The following is a 20,222-nucleotide window of genomic DNA, read 5'->3' on the forward strand; positions in this document are numbered from 1 at the left end:
GGCAGCCAGGGTCTTGGGCGCACTTCCTCGGTCAAAGCAGAACCACGTCAAACTGTTCCTGGCCGTATCCTTCCTCGGGCTGAAAGCAGATGCTGGTACCCAGCTGCTCGGTCAGCTCGGCAATGGTGCGGTGGTGTTCTTCAAGGATACGATCGACCACCGGCGGGCAGGCCATGACCCTGAGCTCACCGGTATCGAACTGTCGTACCGCGCGCAGAATTTCGCGGAATATCTCCGAACAGACCGTATCCACACTTTTGACCCGGCCCGTGCCCTCGCAGGCCTGGCAAGGTTCGCACAGACGATGTTCCAGGCTTTCGGTGGTGCGCTTGCGGGTCATTTCCACCAGCCCGAGAGCGGAGATGTCCGACACGGTGGTGCGGGCATGGTCTCGCGTCAGCGCACGCTGCAGCGTGCGCAGCACCTGGCGCTTGTGCTCTTCATCGTACATGTCGATGAAGTCGATGATGATGATGCCACCCAGGTTGCGCAGCCGCAGTTGACGGGCAATGGCCTGAGCCGCCTCGAGGTTGGTCTTGTAGATGGTTTCCTCGAGATTGCGATGGCCGACGTAGCCGCCGGTATTCACATCCACCGTGGTCATGGCCTCGGTCTGGTCAACGGCCAGGTGGCCGCCGGACTTCAGCTGCGTGGTGCGACTCAGCGCCCGCTCGATCTCGCCCTCGACGCCGTAAAGGTCGAACAGCGGGCCATCACCGCCGTAAAGCTCGATGCGTTCGACCCACTCGGGAAAGAAATCACCGGCGAAACGCTTGGCCCGGCGCCAGGTCTCCTCGTCGTCGATCCGGACCCGCTCGACACCGCCGTGCATGAGATCACGCAGGGATCGGAATGGCAGGGCCAGGTCCTCGTAGACGCACTGGCCCGGGCCGGCCTCCCGCGCTTCGGCCTCGATATGCGGCCAGAGCTGGCGCAGGTAGGCCAGATCGCGCCTGAGCGCCTCGGGCCCGACGCCCTCGGCATTGGTGCGGATGATGAACCCGGCCTCGGCCGACTCGCCGAGCAGTTCACGCACGTCATCACGCAATCGCTGGCGCTCGTCCTCGGCCTCGATTCGAATCGACACCCCCAGGCTGTCGACGCCGGGCAACAACACGAGATAGCGAGACGGGATACTCAGCTGGGTGGTGAGCCGGGCGCCCTTGGTGCCCAGCGGGTCCTTGATGACCTGCACCAGCAGTTGCTGCCCCTGGTGCAGCAACTCCGTGATCGGTGGCGTTGGCAGCGGTTCACCGTCGTCGTTGAGTTCGGGCTGGCGCGGCACGACGTCGGCGGCGTGCAGAAACGCGGTGCGGTCGAGCCCGATATTGACGAACGCGGCCTGCATGCCGGGCAGCACGCGCTCGACCCGGCCCATGTAGATATTGCCGACAAACCCGGCATCGTTGATCCGCTCCAGGTAGAGTTCCTGGAGCAGGCCGTTTTCGACCACCGCGACGCGCCGCTCGGTCGGGGTGACATTGATCAGGATATCGTCGCTCAAGGCTCGGGCTTTCCGGGGCAGTTGCTCTCAACGTGCAAGAATATCACCCTGCCGCATGGCGGGCGGTTGCGCATCAGCACAGACCGGCGGCGCGCAGCAGTTCGCCGGTCTCGAACTGTGGCAGGCCGACCACCCCGGTATAACTGCCCTCGAGCCGACGCACCCAGATCCCGGCCGCACCCTGAATGCCATATGCCCCGGCCTTGTCCATGGGTTCACCCGAGTCGACATAGGCATCAACCCAAGCTGCGGGCAGCGGGGCAAAATCGACGATGGTGGTACTGAGTCGGCTGTCGACCTCGCCATCGGGATGCACCAGGGCCACGGCCGAAAGCACGTCGTGCCGGGTGCCCGAGAGCCTCAGCAGCATATCGCGGGCCTGCGCGGCATCAACGGGTTTGCCCAGGCACTCACCATCCAGGGCCACGGTCGTATCCGACCCCAGCACAAAACCGCCCGGGCAGTCGCCAGCCACTGCCCGCGCCTTCTCCACGGCCAGACGCAAGGTGTAATCGGCCGGCGTTTCACCATCCAGCACCGACTCATCGATATCAGCCGGCCTGACCTCGAAATCGATACCAAATACACCAAGCAATTCCCGGCGACGGGGAGAAGCGGAAGCGAGGATGAGGTTTTTCATAACAGGTGAAAGGTAAGAGGTAAGAGGTAAGAGGTAATAGGGGAGAGGAGGAAGCCAGTGTTCAGGAACGACATTGCCGAATTCACTTTTTACCTTTCACCGTTCACCTTTTACCGTCTCTCAATCACCCCCGATGATAAGGATGCCCACTCAACACAGTCCAGGCACGATAGAGCTGTTCGGCAACAACCACGCGCACCAGCATGTGCGGCAGTGTGGCCGGCCCCAGCGACCAGCGCTCGTGGCAGGTGTCGAGCACGCTGCGATCCAGCCCCCTGGCGCCACCGATGAAGAACCATACGGCACGGCCTTCGAGCTGCCAGTGCTCCAGACGTGATGACAGCTTTTCGGTCGACCAGGGTCGGGCGCCGATTTCCAGCGCAACGCGGCAGGCATCCTCCGGGGCTCTGGCCAGCAGTCGCTCGGCCTCGACGGTTGACTCGCGGCCAGCACCGGCCTTGCCGGCCACGGGCACTTCGATCAGTTCCAGCTTCAGGTGGGGTGGCATGCGGCGGGCATACTCCTGCCAGCCATCGGCAATCCAGTCGGGCATGCGCGTCCCGACGGCGGCTACCACAAGGTCCACCTTCTACCCCGCAGCGCTCAGGCTTGCGCCGAATGCGTTGCCGCCGGCGGCGCCGACCAGAGTTTCTCAAGGTTGTAGAAGGCGCGTGCCTGCGGTTGCATGACGTGCACCACCACGTCGCACAGGTCCACCAGGACCCACTCACATTCGTCGGTGCCCTCGATGCCAAAGGGCCGGACGCCGGCCGACTTGGCGCGCAACGCCACCCGCTCGGCCGCGGCCTTGACCTGGCGCGAGGAGGTACCACTGCAGATGATCATGAAGTCGGCGAAGGTGCTGCGTTCAGCGAGGTCAATGACCTGGATATCCGAGGCCTTGGCGTCTTCGAGGGCGGCGATGGCGAGATCGCGCAACTGACTCGGGGAGAGCGTTTGCTGTTCAGTCAAGTACGGAGTTTGCTCTAGTAAAACCGGACTCTATTCTAACCCGTATCGCCGCCGGCATCATCACGCGAGCGACCCGGCAGGATGTCCGGTCTTTTCACCCGCCTCTGGCGTCGTACAGCCCGTGCTTGCGAATATAGGCCAGCACCGTGGCCGGCAGCAGGAATCGCGGGTCTCGGCCGGCCGCCAGCCGGTTGCGGATATCGGTGGAGGATATGGCCAGCTGGGTCACTTCCAGGTTGCGTACGCGGCCCGCCGGCTCGTTCATCAGCGCTGCAGTCGATCGCGCGCGACGCGGGGCCAGCTCCCGGGCCACGGCATCGGGATAACGTGGTCGGCTTCGCGGCCGCTTCATGACCACCAGGTGGGCGAGCTCAAACAGCTCGCGCCAGCGATGCCAGCCGGCAAGCTGGTTGGCGGCATCCTGCCCGAGACACAGTATGACCGGTGCATCCGCCGACTCGCGCCGGATCGAATGCAGCGTCTCGACCATGTAGGACGGCCCTTCGCGACGCACTTCGCGTTCGTCGACCGTCAGATCGGGATACGGTGCCAGCGCCAGCTCCAGCATGGCCAGACGATGATAGGCCTCGGCCCCGGTCAGGTCGCGGTGCGGCGGTTGCCCGGCGGGCAGAAGACGAAAGTCGTCGACATCGAGTTTTTCGCTGACCTCGGCGGCCGCCCGCAGGTGACCGTAATGCACCGGATCGAAGGTCCCCCCGAAAACGGCCGTGGCGCGATTCATGCCGCGCACATCCCGGCACGATTGGTCGCCAGACCAACGCACAGCCGTTCCAGGGCAACCCAGAATTCGCCCTGCCGGCTGGACTTGGACATGGCATCGAGATCGGCCAGCCGCGACTGCGCCTGGCGCACGATATCGGGCTGCAGACGGCGTGATGCTGCCATGAGTGGCTGCTGACGGCTTTTCCAGACGCCCAGCTCCGAAAAGGCCTGGGCCGGGGACATGTGGCGCGTCAGGGCCTGAAATGCCGCGATGCCCTGCAGCTCTCGCGCCAGCGCACCGACAATCAGGGGCATGGCCGTCTCGGCCTCGCGCAGCCCGCGAATCGACCGCACGGCCGCTCCCGGCTGGCCGGCCAACACCAGTTCAACCAGGCGAAAACTGTCGAAACGTGCGTTGTCGGCCACCGCTTCACGCACCTGCTCGAGCGCAATCGGCCCGGCCCCGAACAACAGGCCCAGGCGTTCTATCTCCTGGGCGGCGGCCAGCAGATTGCCTTCCAGGCGCTCGGCCAGGAAAGTGGCCGTGGCACGGTCGGCGCGCAAGCCGCGCGCCGCCAGACGGCGCGTGATCCAGTCTGGCAGCTGGTGAGGCTTGATCTTCCAGCACGGCACATAGACACCCGCGCCATCGAGCGCCTTGACCCAGGCCGAGCGCTCGCTTTTCATGTCCCACTCGTCGCACTTGACGAGAATCACGTCGTCTCCCCCACGCTCGACAAAGGCGCGCAGCGCCGCACCGCCTTCGCGCCCGGGCTTGCCGGTGGGCAGCCGGACCTCGATGAGTCGGCGGGTGGCGAACAGTGAATGCGTTTCGGTGGATGATTCCAGCTGGCTCCAGTCGAAGCGGCCGTCTGCCTCGAGGACGATGCGCTCGGCAATCTCGGCGCGGCGCGCGGCCTGCCGGATGGCATCGCAGCACTCCTCGATCGACAACGCTTCCTGACCGGCAACCAGGTAGACCGGATCGATTTCCCGCTCAAGGCGGGTCGAAAGCTTGTCCGGAAACAGCTTCATGACTCGGTGACGGCCTCCAGCCGGCGCAGCAAGCGGGCCACCATGGCACGCCTGAGGTCATCTTCCAGAAACTCCTGCTCGCGCTGTGCGGCCAGGATTTCCTGCTCGTCGAAACTGTATTCTCGCGTCAGTTGCAGGGTTTCCGGGCCGACCAGGGTATCGCCCTGCGCATCGCGCAGCTCGAACGCCATATCGTAGATGAGCAAGAACTCCCGCACCCTGGCCTGACCGGTAAAGGTCAGGGCCTCGCGCCGGATCTGCTCGCGATGTATCTTCAGGTGGGCCGCACCGTCCTGGTGGGCATCGAGCACCCGAATGCCGTTGGCCTCGAGCTGACGGGCCAGATCGCGGCCAAAATCCGACCCGGCATCGCTGACTTCCAGCCAGGTGCTGCCCATCACTGCGGGCAGTCGCGCCTCGCCGCGCAACTGAAAGCCGCAGGCGGCCAGTACCAGGCAGAACAGCAGCAGCGACAGCGCACGCAGCGGCATCAGGCAGCCACGATATTGAGCAGCTTGTCGGGCACGTGAATCACCTTGCGCACGGTCTTGCCCTCGATGAAACGCGCCACGTTGGCATCTTCCAGGGCGGCGGCCTGCACGCTGTCGCGGTCGGCACCGGGGGCCACCTCGATACGGCCACGGACCTTGCCGTTGACCTGCACGACCAGGGTGACCGAGGCACGCACCAGCGCCGACTCGTCGACCTCGGGCCAGCCCGCCGCGAACACCGAGCCTTCGCGACCCAGCCTGCGCCACAGGGCTTCTGACAAGTGCGGCGTGACCGGCGCGATCAACCGCACCACCGCCTCCCAGCACTCCTGGACCAGGGCGCGCTGGTTGTCGTCGACCGGCTTGAAGCGCAGCAGGCCATTGCAGAACTCCATGATCGCGGCAATCGCGGTGTTGAAGGTGTAGCGCCGGCCCATGTCGTCGCCGACCTTGGCAATGGTCTCGTGCAACTGGCAACGCAGGTTGGCCGCATCGCCTGTCAGCGCGTCCGGCCGGACACCCGGTTGCACACCCTCGGCGGCATAGGCATTGACCGCCGTCCACAGCCGCTTGATGAAACGCCAGCCACCCTCGACACCGGCATCGGACCATTCCAGCGACTGCTCCGGCGGCGCGGCAAACATTGAAAACAGGCGCACGGTATCGGCGCCATACTGGTCGACCAGCTCCTGCGGGTCGACGCCGTTGTTCTTCGACTTGGCCATCTTCTCGATGCCACCGGGCTCGACCGGCTGGCCGTCGGACTTCAGCATGGCCGATTCGATGCCGCCCTTGCCGTCGCGCCTGATGTCCACATCAGCCGGATTGAACCACTCCAGCCGGCCCTGATCGTCTTCACGATAGTAAGTCTCGGCCAGCACCATGCCCTGGGTCAGCAGCCGGGCAAACGGCTCGTCGACCTCGACCAGCCCCTCGTCGCGCATCAACTTTGTCCAGAAACGCGCGTAGAGCAGGTGCAGGATGGCGTGCTCGATGCCACCAATGTACTGATCGACCGGCATCCAGTGATTGGTGCGCTCATCGACCATGGCGTCGTGATTGTCGGCACAGGTGTAGCGCAGGAAGTACCAGGACGAATCGACAAAGGTGTCCATGGTGTCGGTCTCGCGCTTCGCCGCGGCTCCGCACTTCGGGCAGGTGGTGTTGACGAAGGCCTCGTGGCGGTTGAGCGGATTGCCCGAGCCGTCGGGCACGAGATCCTCGGGCAGGCGCACCGGCAGATCCTCTTCGGGCACCGGCACGTCGCCGCAGTCGGGGCAGTGGACGATGGGAATCGGACAGCCCCAGTAGCGCTGGCGCGAGATGCCCCAATCGCGCAGGCGGAACTGCACGCGGGCCCGGCCGGCTCCCTTCTTCTCCAGGTCGGCGACGATGGCATTGAACCCGTCCCGACAGCTCAGCCCGTCGTAAGCACCGGAATTGACCAGTTCGCCGTCCTTGGCAGCGTAGTCGTCATGCCACTGTCGATCATCGTAGACTTCGCCGCCGGGCCGGCCGATGACCTGGCGGATTGGCAGGTCGTATTTCAGCGCGAACTCGAAGTCGCGCTCGTCGTGGCCCGGCACGGCCATGATGGCGCCCTCGCCGTAGCCCATTAGTACGTAATTGGCCACCCACACCGGCAGCTCGTCGCCGGTCAGGGGATGGATGGCTTTCAGGCCGGTGTCCATGCCCAGCTTTTCCTGGGCGGCGATTTCAGCCTCCGACACGCCGCCCTTCTGGCACTCGGCAATGAACGTGGCCAGTTCGGGGTTGTCTTTCGCGGCCTCGCGCGCCAGCGGATGTTCGGCGGCCACGGCCATGAAGGTCGCGCCCATAAGGGTATCGGGGCGGGTGGTGAAGACCTTGATGGTCTCGTCGCCACAGGCGAACTCAATTTCGGCGCCTTCGCTGCGGCCGATCCAGTTGGCCTGCATGGTGCGCACGCGCTCGGGCCAGCCGTCGAGCTCATCAAGACTGCTCAGCAACTCGTCGGCATAGTCGGTGATGCGCAGGTAGTACATCGGGATCTCGCGCTTTTCGACCAGCGCACCCGTGCGCCAGCCGCGACCGTCGACCACCTGTTCGTTGGCCAGCACGGTCTGATCGACCGGGTCCCAGTTGACCGTGCCGGTCTTCTTGTAGGCAATGCCGCGTTCGAGCAGCTTGAGAAAGAACCACTGGTTCCAGCGATAGTAGTCGGCATCGCAGGTGGCGACTTCGCGCTCCCAGTCGATAGCAAAGCCCAGGGCCTTGAGCTGGGTGCGCATGTGATCGATGTTGTTGCGCGTCCATTCGGCCGGCGGAACCGCATTGGCCATGGCGGCATTCTCCGCCGGCAGGCCGAAGGCATCCCAGCCCATGGGCTGCAGCACGCGCCTGCCCTGCATGCGCTGGTAACGTGAAATCACGTCGCTGATGGTGTAGTTGCGCATGTGCCCCATGTGCAGCTTGCCCGACGGGTAGGGAAACATGCTCAGGCAATAGAAACGGTCGCCGTCGCCGCTGTCGGCACGGTGGACATCGCTGGTTTGCCAGTATTCCTGGATTTCCGGCTCCAGTACGCCGGGATCGTAAGTCTCTGACACTTTGAGTCAGTTCCGATTGTGTGGGTCTTGTTCAGCTAAACAGAAGCGCCGCCCCGGGCATGCCGGGGCGGCGCAGGGCACCTCTGGGACAGCGGCTCAGTAGTCGCCGTTATCCTCATCGTCATCATCTTCGTCGACGAGCCTTGCCCAGGCCGCTTCGGCCTCTTCCCAGGCCTTCTCGGCCCGCTTCCGGGCATCGTCCCGGGCATCGCCGGTCAACTCGGTGGCCTCTGCCCAGGCCTCCTGTGCCTGTTCGCGGGCCCGCTCGGCTGCCTCGCGAGCTTCCTTCATGGCCTCGTCACCACCTTCACGGGTGGCTTCCCAGGCTTCCTCGGAACGCTCGCGGGCCTCCTCGGCCAATTCGACCGCGCGCTGCCACATGCGCTCGACGGCATCATCGTTGTCGTCGTTCTCGACCCGGTCGCGGACTTCCTCGGCCGCGTCCTCGGTCGTATCAACGGCCTCTTCATAGGCATCAGTTGCCTCTTCCTGCGCCTCATCCAGCGCTTCGGCGGCCTCCTCGGTCAGCTCGGGCTCGTCAGCATCATCTCTCTGACAGCCGGCCAGCATCAGGGCGGCAGCCATCAACAGTATCACCAGGTAACGCATTGCCTTACTCCTCAACAGTTGTGCTTCACGGCACACGGAGGGATATCGTAACGCCAAATCCTCCGCCTGGCACCCTGCGACACATCAATGCTGCGACTTCAGCCACTCCCACACGGCGCGCAGGCCCTGGCACTCACCACCGGCGGGCCGACCCGGGCGGTCGCCAAGGTTCCAGGCGTAGATGTCGAGGTGATACCAGTCGATGCCGGGGTCGACAAAATGATCCAGGAACAGCGCGGCAGTCAGGCTGCCACCCATCTTGCTGGTGCCGGTGTTGGATATGTCGGCGATGGCCGGCTGGATGAGCTTGCGGTAGGGCTCGAACAGCGGCATGTGCCAGAGCGGATCTTCCTGTTTGAACGAAAGCTCCTGAATGGCGCGGACCGAGTCGGTATCGCGGCCATAGATCGGCGGCAGGTCCTCGCCCAGCGCGATGCGGGCCGCACCGGTGAGTGTGGCAAAGTCGATGATTCGCTCGGCCCCTTCTTCCGAGGCCAGGGTGAGGGCGTCCGACAACACCACGCGGCCCTCGGCGTCGGTGTTGCCGATCTCGACGCTGGTGCCGTTGCGCGTGCGGATGATGTCGGAAGGACGATAGGCGTTGCCGGCGATGGCATTCTCGACGGCCGGGATGTAGACGCGCAGGTTGACCTTCAGCCCGAGGCTCATGATGACCTTGGCCAGGCCCAGCACGTGGGCCGCGCCACCCATGTCCTTTTTCATCAGCACCATGCCGGCGCCGGGCTTGATATTGAGCCCGCCGGAGTCAAAGATCACGCCCTTGCCCACCAGCGCCAGCGGCGGATCGGCCGGATCGCCCCACTGCATGCGAATCAGGCAAGGCGGTCGGCTGGCCGCCTGGCCCACCACATGGATGGCGGGAAATTCACTTTCCAGCCGCTCGCCGTCGATTTTCTCGCAGGCGGCGTTGTGGGTTTCGGCCAGTTCGCGGGCGACATCTGCCAGGTCGGAAGGGCCCAGGTCGATTGCCGGCGTGTTGACCAGGTCGCGCACGAAGGCGGAGGCCTCAACCAGGGCGCGGATTTCCTCCGCCGAGGCCTCGGGCAAGACCAGTCGCGCCTTCGGCTTTTCAACGGACTTGTAGCGATCAAAGCGATAGCAACCCAACCCCCAGCCGATGGCCGCCCGCTGGTATTCCTCCTCGGTGAAATCAGCCTCGAGCCGATAGTCGCCTTCGGGCAGCACCCCCGGCAGATGCGCCAGCGCCCAAAGCCGGTCGTCGGCTTCGCGGCCGGCCAGGACGCAGGCCATGCCGTCATCGCCGGGTACCAGCATATAAGTGCCCGCCGCGGCCTCAAAGCCGGCGGCATTCACCCAGTTGCGCTGGGCGTCGGGAGCCGCTTTCCGCCACTCGTCAAGAGCAGCCGGGTCGAGAGAATGAATGGGGATGGCGGTATTGCTTGCCTGGCAGAACATTGGACGCTTCGACTGTGGGAATCAGTGGAGCAGGATAGCGTATGAAGGGCGGGAAGAGGGGAAGAGGGGAAGAGGGGAAGAGGGGAAGAGGGGAAGAGGGGAAGAGGGGAAGAGGGGAAGAGAGGAAGAGAGGAAGAGAGGAAGAGAGGAAGAGAGGAAGAGAGGAAGAGAGGAAGAGAGGAGGAGAGGAGGAGAGGAGGATGAGGAGGATGAGGAGGAGAGGAGGATGAGGAGGAGAGGAGGATGAGGAGGAGAGGAGGAGAAGGGGAGAGGGAAAACCCCTGCGTTCTCCTCCCTCTATCCCTCTACCCCTCTCGTCGTCCACCCCTCTTCACCACTACCCGCACACACCAATCATCCAATCTCAATCCGCTTGCGGCTGCCGTTTCCTTCCTTGCTGCGCGGAATCACGATCTTGAGCACGCCTTTTCGGAAGTTCGCGGTGATGCCATCGGGATCAGCGTCGCTGGGCAGCGTGAGGACTCGGCGGAAGCTGCCGTAGCTGCGTTCGATGCGGTGATATCCGTCCTCGTCCTCTTCGCTTTCCTGGCGCTTTTCACCCGAAATGATGAGTGCGTCGCCATCGAGCGTCAGATCGATGTCTTCCTCGTCGACACCGGGCACTTCCACGGAAATGCGATAGGACTTCTTCGACTCGGCAATGTCGATACTGGGCCGGAGTACCAGCCCGTGTTGCAAGTCGGAGGGCCGGTCGATGGCACCGAAGAAGCCCTCGAACAGGCGATCAATCTCCCGGTGCATGCGCGTGAGTGGATCGTCGCTGCCCCGGGCCGGCAGCAGATCGCCACTGCCGCCCTGCTCTTCTCGCTTGAACCAGTTCCAAGGACTAAGTTTCTGCAGGTTCATGCCTACCTCCTTCAATCAAGTACCGGAATAGCACTCTCATTAGTTCTGAAATGGCCGATTTTCAAGGCGTTAGAAGTCCGGCCCCAGCCGGGGAATCATTCACCCGACTCACCGTCTAATATCACCATGTGCTCAAGTGCCGCAAGTAAAACATCGCTGATACGCCCGATCATGCTTCTGTCGGGGCTGTTTTTTTCATGCCCGTGGCATGGTCCGGCGCCGGGGAGACATTCAGGGAAGAACTGCGCCAGCGGCTGGAACGGCCGCATGAAATCGACGCAGTGCCGGTGGCCGGCAGCATGCTGATGGCGCACGGTCCGCTACGCTCAGTGTATGAAGCCAACGGCTGGGAACCCTTGTGGTTTGAGCGTCTGGAGCCTGTTGACCAGCTTCGGCAGGTGCCCGCCACGCTGGAACTGGCCGCCAGCCACGGGCTGGAGCCTGATCATTATCATCGCGAGGCACTGACTGTCGCACTGCAGGGGCTGCGGTCATCGTCCACCCCGAATTCAGTCCCCGCCCTGGTCGATGTCGAGCTGATGGCCACCGACGCGCTGCTCGCACTGGCGCATCATCTCGCCCATGGCCGCATCGATCCCGAATCCATCGATCCGGAATGGTTCATCGAACGCGAACAGCCAACGCTGACATCATCGGTCATGCGCCATGCACTGGGGGGCAAGGGCGGCCGAGAGCTGCTGGAAACCCTGCTGCCGAGCCATCCCGCCTATCATCGCCTAGTCGAGCAACTGGCACTCAAGCGCGAACTGGCCGACAACGGCGAATGGCTGGCGGTCGACGCGGCACTACCGCTGATCCGGCCTGGCGACAGCGATGAGCGCATCCCCGCCATCCGGCGCCATCTTGCGCGCCTGGAAAGGGGCGAGGCCGTACCGGCCGATAGCAAGCCACAGTATTTCGATGATGCGCTGGAACAGGCCGTGCGTGCATTCCAGCAACGTCACGGACTGGCCGTCGATGGCATCATCGGACCTCAGACCCTCAATGCACTGAACGTGCCTCCGACAGCCCGCGTCGAGCAGTTGCGCGCCAACCTGGAGCGCTGGCGGTGGTTGCCGCAGTCGCTGGGCGAGGAGTATGTGCTGGTCAACATCGCCGGGTTCGGCATGCAGGTGGTCAGCAATGGTGAGGAGGTCATGCGCCAGCGGGTCATCGTTGGCCAGCCCTACCGGCGCACTCCGGTGTTCACCGGACGCATGAGCTACCTCGTACTCAACCCTTCCTGGGAGGTGCCGCCGCGACTGGCCGTGCGCGACCAGCTCCCGCGCATCCGTGCCAATCCGGACTATCTTGCTGACATGGGGTTTGCCGTGCTGCAGGGCTGGGGCGCGGAGGAACGCCGCATCGACCCGGCCGACGTCGACTGGAACAGTCTCTCACCGCGCAATTTCCCCTACCGCTTGCGCCAGGCGCCCGGTCCGGACAACGCACTGGGACGGGTGAAGTTCATGTTCCCCAATCGCCATAACGTCTACCTGCACGACACACCGGCACGCGAACTGTTTGGCCAACACGAGCGCGCCTTCAGCTCCGGCTGCATCCGGCTGGAGGACGCCGACGAACTGGCTCGCTGGCTGCTCACCCAACGCTCGGATCTGATGAGCAAGGAACGCATCGAGTCGACATGGAACCACGGCCGCGAGACAACCGTGCGACTTGACCGTCACATGCCCGTCTACCTGCTTTACTGGACGGCCTGGGTCGGCGACGACAACCAGGTCCATTTCCGGCGCGATATCTACCAACGCGACCAGCGCCTGATCGAGGCACTGAATACGCCACCGCCCGGCCCCGAGTCACCCGACATCACCCTGACGAGAGGATACGACGCTTGAAATCGCTCATCATGCTACTGGCCGGCAGCCTGCTTGCCGTCGGCATCCTGGCTGCGGAGTCCGACTTCGACCCCGGCACGCTGGACTATGAGATCAGCTTCAATGGCAAGCGGATGGAGTGGCGGGAGCTTGCCTTCTTTGTCATGCCCGGGCAGGAGCGCGAGCTGACACTGCACCTGCCCGACGGCATGCAGGCCGAAGCCGTCGTCAACGGCGGCGAGCTGCGACGTCTCGGCCCGGCCCGCTGGGTGTGGACCGCGCCCGACGAGCCGGGACTGGTGCGCTTCGACATCCATCCAGGACAGGCACAATCGGCACGCCTGAATGTCATCGTCATGGTACCGCTGGCCGAGGTCGAGAATGGATATCTCAACGGCTATCGGATCGGCCGATACCCGGACAAGCCACTCAGAGGCAACCCGATCTATCTGCCACCGCCCGGACTGATCGAGGTGTCGCCGGAGCTGGCTGACCTGCCGGTTTCGCCCCACTTCACCCTGGGCCAGTTCCTGTGCAAGCAGCAGCCCGATCACTGGCCCAAGTACCTGGTCCTGCGCGAAGCGCTGGTGGCCAAACTGGAAATCATCCTGGCCGAGGTCAACGATCGGGGCATTCACACCGACAGCTTTCACGTCATGAGCGGTTACCGCACGCCCTGGTACAACAGGGCCATTGGCAATGGTCGCTATTCCCGCCATGTCTGGGGCGGAGCCGCGGATATCTTTATCGACACCAACGGCAATGGCCGTATGGACGACCTCAACGGCGACGGCCGCAGCGGTGTCAAAGACGCCCGTTTGCTGTTGTCCATCATCGACGATCTTTACGACAGTGGTCGCCATGAACGCCTGCACGGCGGGCTGGGGCTGTATGGGCCACGTCCGCACCGCGGCCCCTTCGTGCATGTCGATGCCCGTGGGCACGAGGCTCGCTGGACGGTTCCGTGACCGGATATGACCCTGCGCGTCAAGTTCGACCGCGTGGCCGCGGCAACGGCGAATGCGCACAGGATCGACTTTCTCGCACACGCCACCGGAAAAAATTGACCGGACACGACAGGACAACCATATTGGCGCGGTAATTGCAAGAAAGACTGCATGAACGCCGTCAGCCAACAAGAATTCTCACCCCGTCCGCGCATTCTGTTTGTCGATGACAGCCGCCTGATGCGCATGTGTGCAACCAAGGTACTGGAAGAGTCGTTCGAGCTTGTGCTTGCCGAGTCGGCCGAGGCCGCCTGGGAGCTGCTCGAGCAGGACGAACATATTCAGGTGCTGTTCACCGATCTGCGCATGCCTGGCAAGAGCGGGTTCGATCTGCTCGATCAGGTGCGCTCAAGTGACCAGCCACGGCTGGCCGAGTTGCCGGTGATCCTGATTACCGGTGCAGAAGACCGAGAGGAGTTGCGGGCGCAAGCACTTGAGCGCGGCGCCAGCGATTTCATCTCCAAGCCCTTCCAGGCTCCCGAATTGCTGGCCCGGGCCAGCGCCCACGCCGACTCGGTGCAGTCCCGGCGCGAGGTACGGGCGCTGGAGCGCGACCACCACCTCGACCGCGAGACCAGCCTGGGCAATCGGCGCTATTGTGCTCAGCGGCTCGGCCAGGCCATGAGTTTTGCCGTGCGCCACAACCAGGAGCTGACCCTGATGCACCTGCATCTTGACGGCCTGACCCGGTTGCTCGACGAGCTTGGCGAGCCCTATGCCAGCCGTGCCCGGCAGCGTGTCGGCCAGACGCTGTCGGAGAGTATTCGCCGTGAGGACACCGTCTACCGAACCGGCCCCGAAAGCTTCACGTTCATTCTTCCGGCCACCTCGGCCGACGGCGCCAGGCACCTGCAGGACCGCTTCACGCCCGACCTGGCCGATCTGGGACTGACCGGAAGCGAGCAGACACTCCAGGTGCGCGCGCGCTTTTCCGTGCAACCGCTGCCGATCGATGACTCCAGAGATGTCAACGAACTGCTCAAGTCCGGCTTGTCAGGCGCAGCCGAACCGGCGCCGGCGACAGCGCAGCACGAAAGCGTCGGGCATCAGGACGAGCCCGGCCTGGAAGAGGCGCTGGAATGGATCGCTCGCGGACAAGCCGATCGGGTCCGCCAGCATCTGCCACGAATCAGGAAGCAGTTGGCCCCCTTGCTGGACCTGATCGAGGAGAGCAACTGACGCGGCACGCATGCACAGATGCCGTAGTTTGGCGTCTCAGCGAGACTGTCCACGCCGCTCGGAACCCGACGCCCGTTCGCGCCAGCCCTCGCGCCGCTCCTGCATCTCTGCAGCGGCCGTCTCGCCGTTCTCCACGGTCCACTGCGTGATATCCAGAAAGAGCCGGGACATGGCCTGCTCGAATGCATCAACCGCATCGTCCAGGGATCGCCCATCGACGCGTTCGGCCTGTTCAAACGAATGCGTGGCCATCACACTCCCCGTGGGCTGGTGCACCAGGTTGATGCGCACAGCCAGATCGACCGAAAGACGACCGTCACCGTCATCGACCACCTCGAAGCGGCGGATGTCGCTGGTCAGGCCAAAGCGCGAACGCAGCCCACCGGCCCGGCCGACACCGGCAAAGTGCCCCGAGTCTTCCAGGGTCTGGATCAGCATCGCGTGAACCATGTCAGGCATGCTGTCCAGCCAGGCCGCCTCGGGCCAGGGCTGCAGTCGCGACCGCGATACCCGCACCATGATCCGGTCCGAGTCGCGCATCTGGTCGGCACTTGGACGCTGCACCCCCACGGACCAGTCGACCACCGGCTCGCTCTCGGCCTCGACCGGCTCAAGCTGCGGGGCAATGATGCTGACCGACCCGGGCGAACGTGCCAGCATGCAGCCGCCGAGCATCAGGACACTCACGGCCAGCAGAACCATCCGCCCGCCGAAATTACGATGACTCACGGTACTCACTGTGGCTGATACTCCTCTGGCTGATCGCCCCCAAGCAGGAAGCGCGTGGGATGTCGCTGGAATCGCGAACTCAGTCGCGACAGTTCGCGGACCAACTGCCTGAACTCCTGCACTGTCGGCCCCAGTGGTGCGAGCACTTCGACACCAAACTCGCTGAAGGCCGCCTCGTTGTCGGCCAGCACTCGATCAATCCGCTCCGACGCCCTCGCCAGCCGATCCATGGTGGTTGACAGGTCTTCCGACAATCCGGGCAGATCGCTCAGCAGGTGTTCGTCGACCTCGGCCAGTGCTTGGCTCATCTGTTCCATCAACTGCTGAGAACGGGTCATGACGCCGGCCAGTTCCGCACTGCCGGCATGCAGATTGCCAATGGTCTCGGCGATCATGTCGCCTTCGGCCAGAATGGTCTGCGAAAGACGGTCGATGTTGTCAAGCGTGTGAGTGACGCGCTCGGCGTTGTCCTCGCTGAGAAATTCGAGCAGGCGCAGCATCACCTCGCTGGCCATGGAGGCAATGTCCTCGGATGCATCGATGAGTTTCTGCAACCCCGACTCCTCGGCCAGTATCTGGGGCGGCTTGCCGTCCGGGCCGGGTTCCAGTGCCGGGCTTTCCGGGCTGCCGCCACGCAACTGGATAAAGGCCACGCCGGTTAGCCCCGAGACCGTCAGGCGCGCCACTGTATCCTCGCGTACCGGGGCACCGGCCTCCAGGCGAATGCGGGCAATGACCCGGCTGGGATCATCCGGCGACAGGCTCAGCTCGCGCACGCTGCCCATGTTGATGCCGTTGTACTGCACGGTCGACCCGGACGACAGGCCGCTGACCGGGTGCTCGAAGACCACCTCGTATTCCTTCCAGGCATCATCTGCCGCGTAGCGGGCCGCCCATAGACCAATTGCCAGCATCATGATGAGCCCGGCAATGGTGAAAGCACCGATAAGGACGTGGTTGGCTCGCGTTTCCATAGGATTCAACTCCCGGCCTTCCCGGCCTGGCTGGCGGCACGTGCGCGTGGCCCGTGAAAGTAATTCTGGACCCACTCGTGCTCGAACTGTTCCACTTCAGACAACGGGCCACTGACAAGAATTCTGCCGTCACCGATGACCGCCACGCGATCACAGATGGCATAAAGCGTATCAAGATCGTGGGTAATGAGGAATACGGTCAGGCCCAGCGCCTGACGAAGGGTGACGAGCAGTTCGTCGAAAGCCGCCGCGCCGATGGGATCAAGGCCGGCCGTGGGTTCGTCGAGAAACAGGAGCTCGGGATCCACCGCCAGGGCACGCGCCAGGCCGGCGCGCTTGCGCATGCCGCCGGAAAGCTCCGAGGGCAGCTTGGCCCCGGCAGCGACCGGCAGGCCGACCATGCGAATCTTGAGTCGGGCCAGGTCACGACGCAGTGCGGCCGACATGGCCGGGCAGTGCGTTTTGATTGGCACCTCGACGTTCTCGCGAACGGTCAGTGAAGAAAACAGGGCACCATCCTGAAACAGCACGCCGGTGCGGCGCCTGAGCAGACTGCGCGCCGATGCACTCTGTTCGATACGCTCGCCCAGCACCTCGATGGTGCCGGCCTGCGGGGGGCGCAAGCCGAGTATGGCCCGCATCAGCACCGACTTGCCCGAACCCGAGCCGCCCACGATGCCAAGGACTTCACCACGTCGAACGTCCAGGTCCAGCCCCTGGTGCACAACGAACTGTCCGAACTGGTTGCGCAGGCCACGCACCTTGACCACGCTGGTTTCCGAAGTCTCCGGCGTACTCACCATCCCATCTCCATGAAGAACACGGCGGCCAGCGCGTTGATGACGATGACCAGCGAGATCGACTGCACCACCGCGCTGGTCGTACGCTCGCCGACGGACTGCGCGGTTCCGGTGACCTTGAACCCTTCCAGGCAGCCGATCAGCGCAATGACAACCGCAAACAGCGGCGCCTTGATCAGCCCGACCAGGTAATGACGCAGGTTCAGAGTTTCATGAATACGCGACATGAACAAATCGGGTCCGATATCAAGCGAAAGCGCCGATACCGTCATGCCACCGGCCATGCCGGCGATGGTCGCCGCCGCTGCCAGGATGGGAAGCATGACCAGCAACGCCACCAGCCGGGGCATGACCAGCAGGATGAACGGATCCAGCCCCAGCGTGCGCATGGCATCGATTTCCTCGCGCGACTTCATGGTGCCGATCTGGGCGGTAAAAGCGCTGGCCGTGCGCCCGGCCAGGATGATGGCGGTCACCAGCACGCCCATCTCCCGGAAGAAGGCAATGGTGGTCAGATCGACGACAAACAGCTCGGCACCGAAGTCCTTGAGCACCGTGGCTCCGAGGTAGGCAATGACTGCACCGATAAGAAAGCTGAGCAGCACGACCAGCGGCAGGGCGTTCAGCCCGGTCTGTTCCATATGGTGGATGGTCGAGGTAATGCGCCACTGGCGGGGCCGGAACATCGTGCGCAGAAGGGAACTGACCCCCAGACCGAGAAACCCCAGAAACTGCTTGAATCCGCCACCGAAACTCACGGTCACCTCACCGACATGCGCCAGGAAACTGAACCACGCCGGCTCCGTCCGGGGCTCCGGCTCCGCTTCGCCCGAGGCGGCAATAACGGCGTGCAGAAGTGGCTGGTGAGATTCGCTCAGGACAATACTGGCCGGATCGATATCCATCCGATCTGCGAGCTGGACGAGCAGCAGGGCACCGACCGAATCCAGTCGCTCGATGGCGGTAGCATCCAGCTCGACGGCATCGTCGGGCAGCGTCGCCGGAACGAACCCGCGTCCCCTGACGGCATCGATACGCCAGTCACCCGTGGCCAGCAACCTGCCAGGGCGCTCGGGGTCGGATTGAAGGTCGGGCTTCTCGGTCATGCACGACGCCGGGTCGAGTCAGGAAACGTCGCTGATTATGGCACGGCGCATGCGGCAATCGATCAATGGCTTGCCATTAGGAAGCATCAGAAAACGGAGACCGGCAGCGGCCTCGGACGACTGCCGGCTTGGCATATGTCCCCTGCGAAGCCGCGGGACATATGCCAACGCCGACACTGGGAGAATCGCCAGGCACTCAGAACGCGTAGATGGTGGCGAACTGCAGCCGGTTCATGTTGCCCTTGAGGCCCGCTTCGATTTCGCGACGGGCATGCTGGTATTCCAGCCCGAAGCGAAGCTGCGGGGTGGCCTGGTAGATCAGGTTGGCATGGGCGCTTTCGGCGCTTTTCGTCACGTTCATCCCGGTCAGATCGGTGTCGTTGTCGGCACGGAAGGCCGACAGGGTGAAGTTTGAACGCCAGCGATCATTCCACAGGTGACGGTAGGACAGGAAGCCGCCATAGGCATCGATGGTGTCGAGTCGACCATCGGCGTCGAGCACGGCTTCGTTGGCCGTGTTGAGCCCCAGGTAACGACCGATGCCCGGTCCGCCCGAGACCATCCAGCGGATGTCGTTCTGGCCGACATCGAAGCGTCCTGACAGACTCAGCGCGAAAGAGGTCTCACGATCGGGGCCATTGACCCCGTCAATGCCCAGTTGCCGCCCGAGCGCGGCCACCGAGAACTGGCCCCAGTCGGCATCGTGGTTGTAGCGGGCCACGAGATCCGGAATCGACGCGGTATCGGTGACGATGCGCGCCCCGCCACCAAAGGGAGTGACCGTGGTTTCGGGGTTTTCCAGTGCAAACTGCCAGGGACCGTTGGTATAGCGAAGCTGGGCCTGGCGCACGAAAATGGTGCCCTCGGCGGGACCGATGAAGTCAACGTTCTCCGGCAGGGCGCCGACGTTGAAGAACGTGGTCCAGGTCTGCCCGGCCAGCAGATCGTTCCAGCGCACGAAGGCATGCCGGATGTTGGGGCTGGTTGTATTGGTCAGACGCTCGTCGCCCCCCGTACCCGCCGAGAAGTCGAACTCAAGATAGGCCTGCAGGTCGTCTTCGAGCCGTTGCACGTCAAAGATGAATCGCGTCTCGCGGATATGGGTATCGAAGTCTGTCGCCGAGGTCTGGCCACCCACCGGAATGGCGGCCGGCACGTGGAAGTCACGCAGGATGGAGTTGGGCGGCACAGAGCCCGCGCTGTAGCGGCTGTACATCATGTCGTGCTTGATGAAGCCGGTGAAGTTGAACTCGGTGCCTGATGGTGTTTTTTCGGCATCACGTTCCTCGAGTGCTGCCAGCTCCTGGCGCAACTGCTCCATTTCACCGCGAACAGCCTCGTCTTCGGCATGCGCCTCACCGCGCTCATCAAGTAATCGCTGCACCATGCGCTCGAGCGATTCGATGCGCTCTTCCAGCGCACGCTCGCGCTCGCCAGGCGATGCATCGCCGAAAACCGGTACCGAGGCAAGCAATACCACCAGCGCCAGGATGCCAAGGTGTCGTGTAGCCATAGGTTTCTCCCGTTCTGTTCCCGAGTGCGGACTGTCTTGCGCCCGACTATGCGGGGTTTCACGGGCATCGACCATTGGCGATTGGTCTATTAGACGAAGGTCGGAGTAGTGCGGGGAGCGGGGGTGGTTTCTGGCGAAAGCCCGGGCGATCGGCCAACTCGATGCGGATGGCTTGGAGAAGGTTGAAAGGCAGCAATGTCGTGGCGATTCGAA

The 20,222-nt window shown here is 63.8% G+C and carries 20 protein-coding genes; 4 read left to right on the plus strand and 16 right to left on the minus strand.

Annotated features, from left to right (window positions below; genetic code table 11):
* Positions 1-31 precede the first annotated feature (31 nt).
* The 10 genes from rng to IC757_RS13930 form a co-directional block, all read right to left on the minus strand.
* Entirely contained in the window at positions 32-1,504 is a 1,473-nt protein-coding gene (gene rng, locus IC757_RS13885) for a ribonuclease G (RefSeq protein ID WP_190974885.1), read from the minus strand.
* 73 nt (positions 1,505-1,577) lie between these two features.
* Positions 1,578-2,144, minus strand: a complete 567-nt coding sequence (locus tag IC757_RS13890; RefSeq protein ID WP_190974886.1) for a Maf family protein — start codon at positions 2,142-2,144, stop codon at positions 1,578-1,580.
* Positions 2,145-2,268: 124 nt separating this feature from the next.
* A complete protein-coding gene (gene rlmH, locus IC757_RS13895) occupies positions 2,269-2,730 on the minus strand; it encodes a 23S rRNA (pseudouridine(1915)-N(3))-methyltransferase RlmH (RefSeq protein WP_190974887.1) in 462 nt (153 codons plus the stop codon).
* A gap of 17 nt (positions 2,731-2,747) precedes the next feature.
* On the minus strand, positions 2,748-3,116 hold the full coding sequence (rsfS, locus tag IC757_RS13900) for a ribosome silencing factor (protein ID WP_190974888.1): 369 nt from the start codon (positions 3,114-3,116) through the stop codon (positions 2,748-2,750).
* Positions 3,117-3,210: 94 nt separating this feature from the next.
* Positions 3,211-3,858, minus strand: coding sequence for a nicotinate-nucleotide adenylyltransferase (gene nadD, locus IC757_RS13905; protein WP_190974889.1), 648 nt, complete (start codon positions 3,856-3,858; stop codon positions 3,211-3,213).
* Entirely contained in the window at positions 3,855-4,874 is a 1,020-nt protein-coding gene (gene holA / locus IC757_RS13910; protein WP_190974890.1) for a DNA polymerase III subunit delta, read from the minus strand. Before holA ends, nadD begins: the two co-directional genes overlap by 4 nt.
* Complete coding sequence (lptE, locus tag IC757_RS13915; RefSeq protein ID WP_190974891.1) at positions 4,871-5,365, minus strand: LPS assembly lipoprotein LptE; 495 nt, start codon at positions 5,363-5,365, stop codon at positions 4,871-4,873. The genes holA and lptE overlap by 4 nt, the downstream gene beginning before the upstream one ends.
* Positions 5,365-7,953 (minus strand): leucine--tRNA ligase, encoded by a 2,589-nt coding sequence (leuS, locus tag IC757_RS13920; RefSeq protein ID WP_190974892.1) that lies wholly within the window; start codon positions 7,951-7,953, stop codon positions 5,365-5,367. The genes lptE and leuS overlap by 1 nt, the downstream gene beginning before the upstream one ends.
* A 96-nt stretch (positions 7,954-8,049) precedes the next feature.
* Entirely contained in the window at positions 8,050-8,562 is a 513-nt protein-coding gene (locus IC757_RS13925) for an energy transducer TonB (protein ID WP_190974893.1), read from the minus strand.
* A gap of 84 nt (positions 8,563-8,646) precedes the next feature.
* Positions 8,647-9,999, minus strand: a complete 1,353-nt coding sequence (locus IC757_RS13930) for a leucyl aminopeptidase family protein (RefSeq protein ID WP_190974894.1) — start codon at positions 9,997-9,999, stop codon at positions 8,647-8,649.
* Between IC757_RS13930 and IC757_RS13935 the strand changes: the two genes are divergently transcribed.
* Positions 9,980-10,246 carry a hypothetical protein gene (locus IC757_RS13935; RefSeq protein WP_190974895.1) on the plus strand — a complete coding sequence of 89 codons (267 nt, stop codon included), beginning with the start codon at positions 9,980-9,982 and terminating at the stop codon, positions 10,244-10,246. The genes IC757_RS13930 and IC757_RS13935 overlap by 20 nt on opposite strands.
* A gap of 107 nt (positions 10,247-10,353) precedes the next feature.
* On the opposite strand, the gene IC757_RS13940 is transcribed toward IC757_RS13935, so the two are convergent.
* Positions 10,354-10,866, minus strand: a complete 513-nt coding sequence (locus tag IC757_RS13940) for an Hsp20/alpha crystallin family protein (RefSeq protein WP_190974896.1) — start codon at positions 10,864-10,866, stop codon at positions 10,354-10,356.
* Between the two features lie 197 nt (positions 10,867-11,063).
* Here IC757_RS13940 and IC757_RS13945 point away from each other — a divergent pair, with 197 nt between their 5' ends.
* The 3 genes from IC757_RS13945 to IC757_RS13955 all read left to right on the plus strand — a co-directional run bounded on the left by IC757_RS13945 (position 11,064) and on the right by IC757_RS13955 (position 14,887).
* A complete protein-coding gene (locus tag IC757_RS13945; protein WP_190974897.1) occupies positions 11,064-12,722 on the plus strand; it encodes a murein L,D-transpeptidase in 1,659 nt (552 codons plus the stop codon).
* Positions 12,719-13,669 carry a D-Ala-D-Ala carboxypeptidase family metallohydrolase gene (locus IC757_RS13950; protein ID WP_190974898.1) on the plus strand — a complete coding sequence of 317 codons (951 nt, stop codon included), beginning with the start codon at positions 12,719-12,721 and terminating at the stop codon, positions 13,667-13,669. The genes IC757_RS13945 and IC757_RS13950 overlap by 4 nt, the downstream gene beginning before the upstream one ends.
* Positions 13,670-13,819: 150 nt before the next feature.
* A complete protein-coding gene (locus IC757_RS13955) occupies positions 13,820-14,887 on the plus strand; it encodes a response regulator (protein WP_190974899.1) in 1,068 nt (355 codons plus the stop codon).
* A 36-nt stretch (positions 14,888-14,923) separates the two neighbouring features.
* Here IC757_RS13955 and IC757_RS13960 read toward each other — a convergent pair whose 3' ends face one another.
* The 5 genes from IC757_RS13960 to IC757_RS13980 form a co-directional block, all read right to left on the minus strand.
* Entirely contained in the window at positions 14,924-15,625 is a 702-nt protein-coding gene (locus IC757_RS13960; RefSeq protein ID WP_190974900.1) for an ABC-type transport auxiliary lipoprotein family protein, read from the minus strand.
* Positions 15,622-16,590 (minus strand): MlaD family protein, encoded by a 969-nt coding sequence (locus IC757_RS13965; RefSeq protein WP_190974901.1) that lies wholly within the window; start codon positions 16,588-16,590, stop codon positions 15,622-15,624. The genes IC757_RS13960 and IC757_RS13965 overlap by 4 nt, the downstream gene beginning before the upstream one ends.
* A 5-nt stretch (positions 16,591-16,595) precedes the next feature.
* Complete coding sequence (locus IC757_RS13970) at positions 16,596-17,393, minus strand: ABC transporter ATP-binding protein (RefSeq protein WP_190974902.1); 798 nt, start codon at positions 17,391-17,393, stop codon at positions 16,596-16,598.
* Positions 17,387-18,496, minus strand: coding sequence for an MlaE family ABC transporter permease (locus IC757_RS13975; RefSeq protein ID WP_190974903.1), 1,110 nt, complete (start codon positions 18,494-18,496; stop codon positions 17,387-17,389). Before IC757_RS13975 ends, IC757_RS13970 begins: the two co-directional genes overlap by 7 nt.
* Before the next feature lie 196 nt (positions 18,497-18,692).
* Positions 18,693-20,009 (minus strand): DcaP family trimeric outer membrane transporter, encoded by a 1,317-nt coding sequence (locus IC757_RS13980; RefSeq protein ID WP_190974904.1) that lies wholly within the window; start codon positions 20,007-20,009, stop codon positions 18,693-18,695.
* Between the last annotated feature and the right edge of the window lie 213 nt (positions 20,010-20,222).

The organism is Wenzhouxiangella sp. AB-CW3 (assembly GCF_014725735.1).
GTDB lineage: Bacteria > Pseudomonadota > Gammaproteobacteria > Xanthomonadales > Wenzhouxiangellaceae > Wenzhouxiangella.

What these genes read in the sequence shown, in the direction of transcription:
- IC757_RS13925 (WP_190974893.1), bottom strand. Translation starts at nt 8,562, where the DNA reads ATGCGTTACCTGGTGATACTGTTGATGGCTGCCGCCCTGATGCTGGCC.
- lptE (WP_190974891.1), bottom strand. Translation starts at nt 5,365, where the DNA reads ATGCCGCTGCGTGCGCTGTCGCTGCTGCTGTTCTGCCTGGTACTGGCC.
- IC757_RS13890 (WP_190974886.1), bottom strand. Translation starts at nt 2,144, where the DNA reads ATGAAAAACCTCATCCTCGCTTCCGCTTCTCCCCGTCGCCGGGAATTG.
- holA (WP_190974890.1), bottom strand. Translation starts at nt 4,874, where the DNA reads ATGAAGCTGTTTCCGGACAAGCTTTCGACCCGCCTTGAGCGGGAAATC.
- IC757_RS13945 (WP_190974897.1), top strand. Translation starts at nt 11,064, where the DNA reads ATGCCCGTGGCATGGTCCGGCGCCGGGGAGACATTCAGGGAAGAACTG.
- IC757_RS13970 (WP_190974902.1), bottom strand. Translation starts at nt 17,393, where the DNA reads ATGGTGAGTACGCCGGAGACTTCGGAAACCAGCGTGGTCAAGGTGCGT.
- IC757_RS13930 (WP_190974894.1), bottom strand. Translation starts at nt 9,999, where the DNA reads ATGTTCTGCCAGGCAAGCAATACCGCCATCCCCATTCATTCTCTCGAC.
- nadD (WP_190974889.1), bottom strand. Translation starts at nt 3,858, where the DNA reads ATGAATCGCGCCACGGCCGTTTTCGGGGGGACCTTCGATCCGGTGCAT.
- IC757_RS13980 (WP_190974904.1), bottom strand. Translation starts at nt 20,009, where the DNA reads ATGGCTACACGACACCTTGGCATCCTGGCGCTGGTGGTATTGCTTGCC.
- IC757_RS13975 (WP_190974903.1), bottom strand. Translation starts at nt 18,496, where the DNA reads ATGACCGAGAAGCCCGACCTTCAATCCGACCCCGAGCGCCCTGGCAGG.
- IC757_RS13940 (WP_190974896.1), bottom strand. Translation starts at nt 10,866, where the DNA reads ATGAACCTGCAGAAACTTAGTCCTTGGAACTGGTTCAAGCGAGAAGAG.
- IC757_RS13965 (WP_190974901.1), bottom strand. Translation starts at nt 16,590, where the DNA reads ATGGAAACGCGAGCCAACCACGTCCTTATCGGTGCTTTCACCATTGCC.
- IC757_RS13955 (WP_190974899.1), top strand. Translation starts at nt 13,820, where the DNA reads ATGAACGCCGTCAGCCAACAAGAATTCTCACCCCGTCCGCGCATTCTG.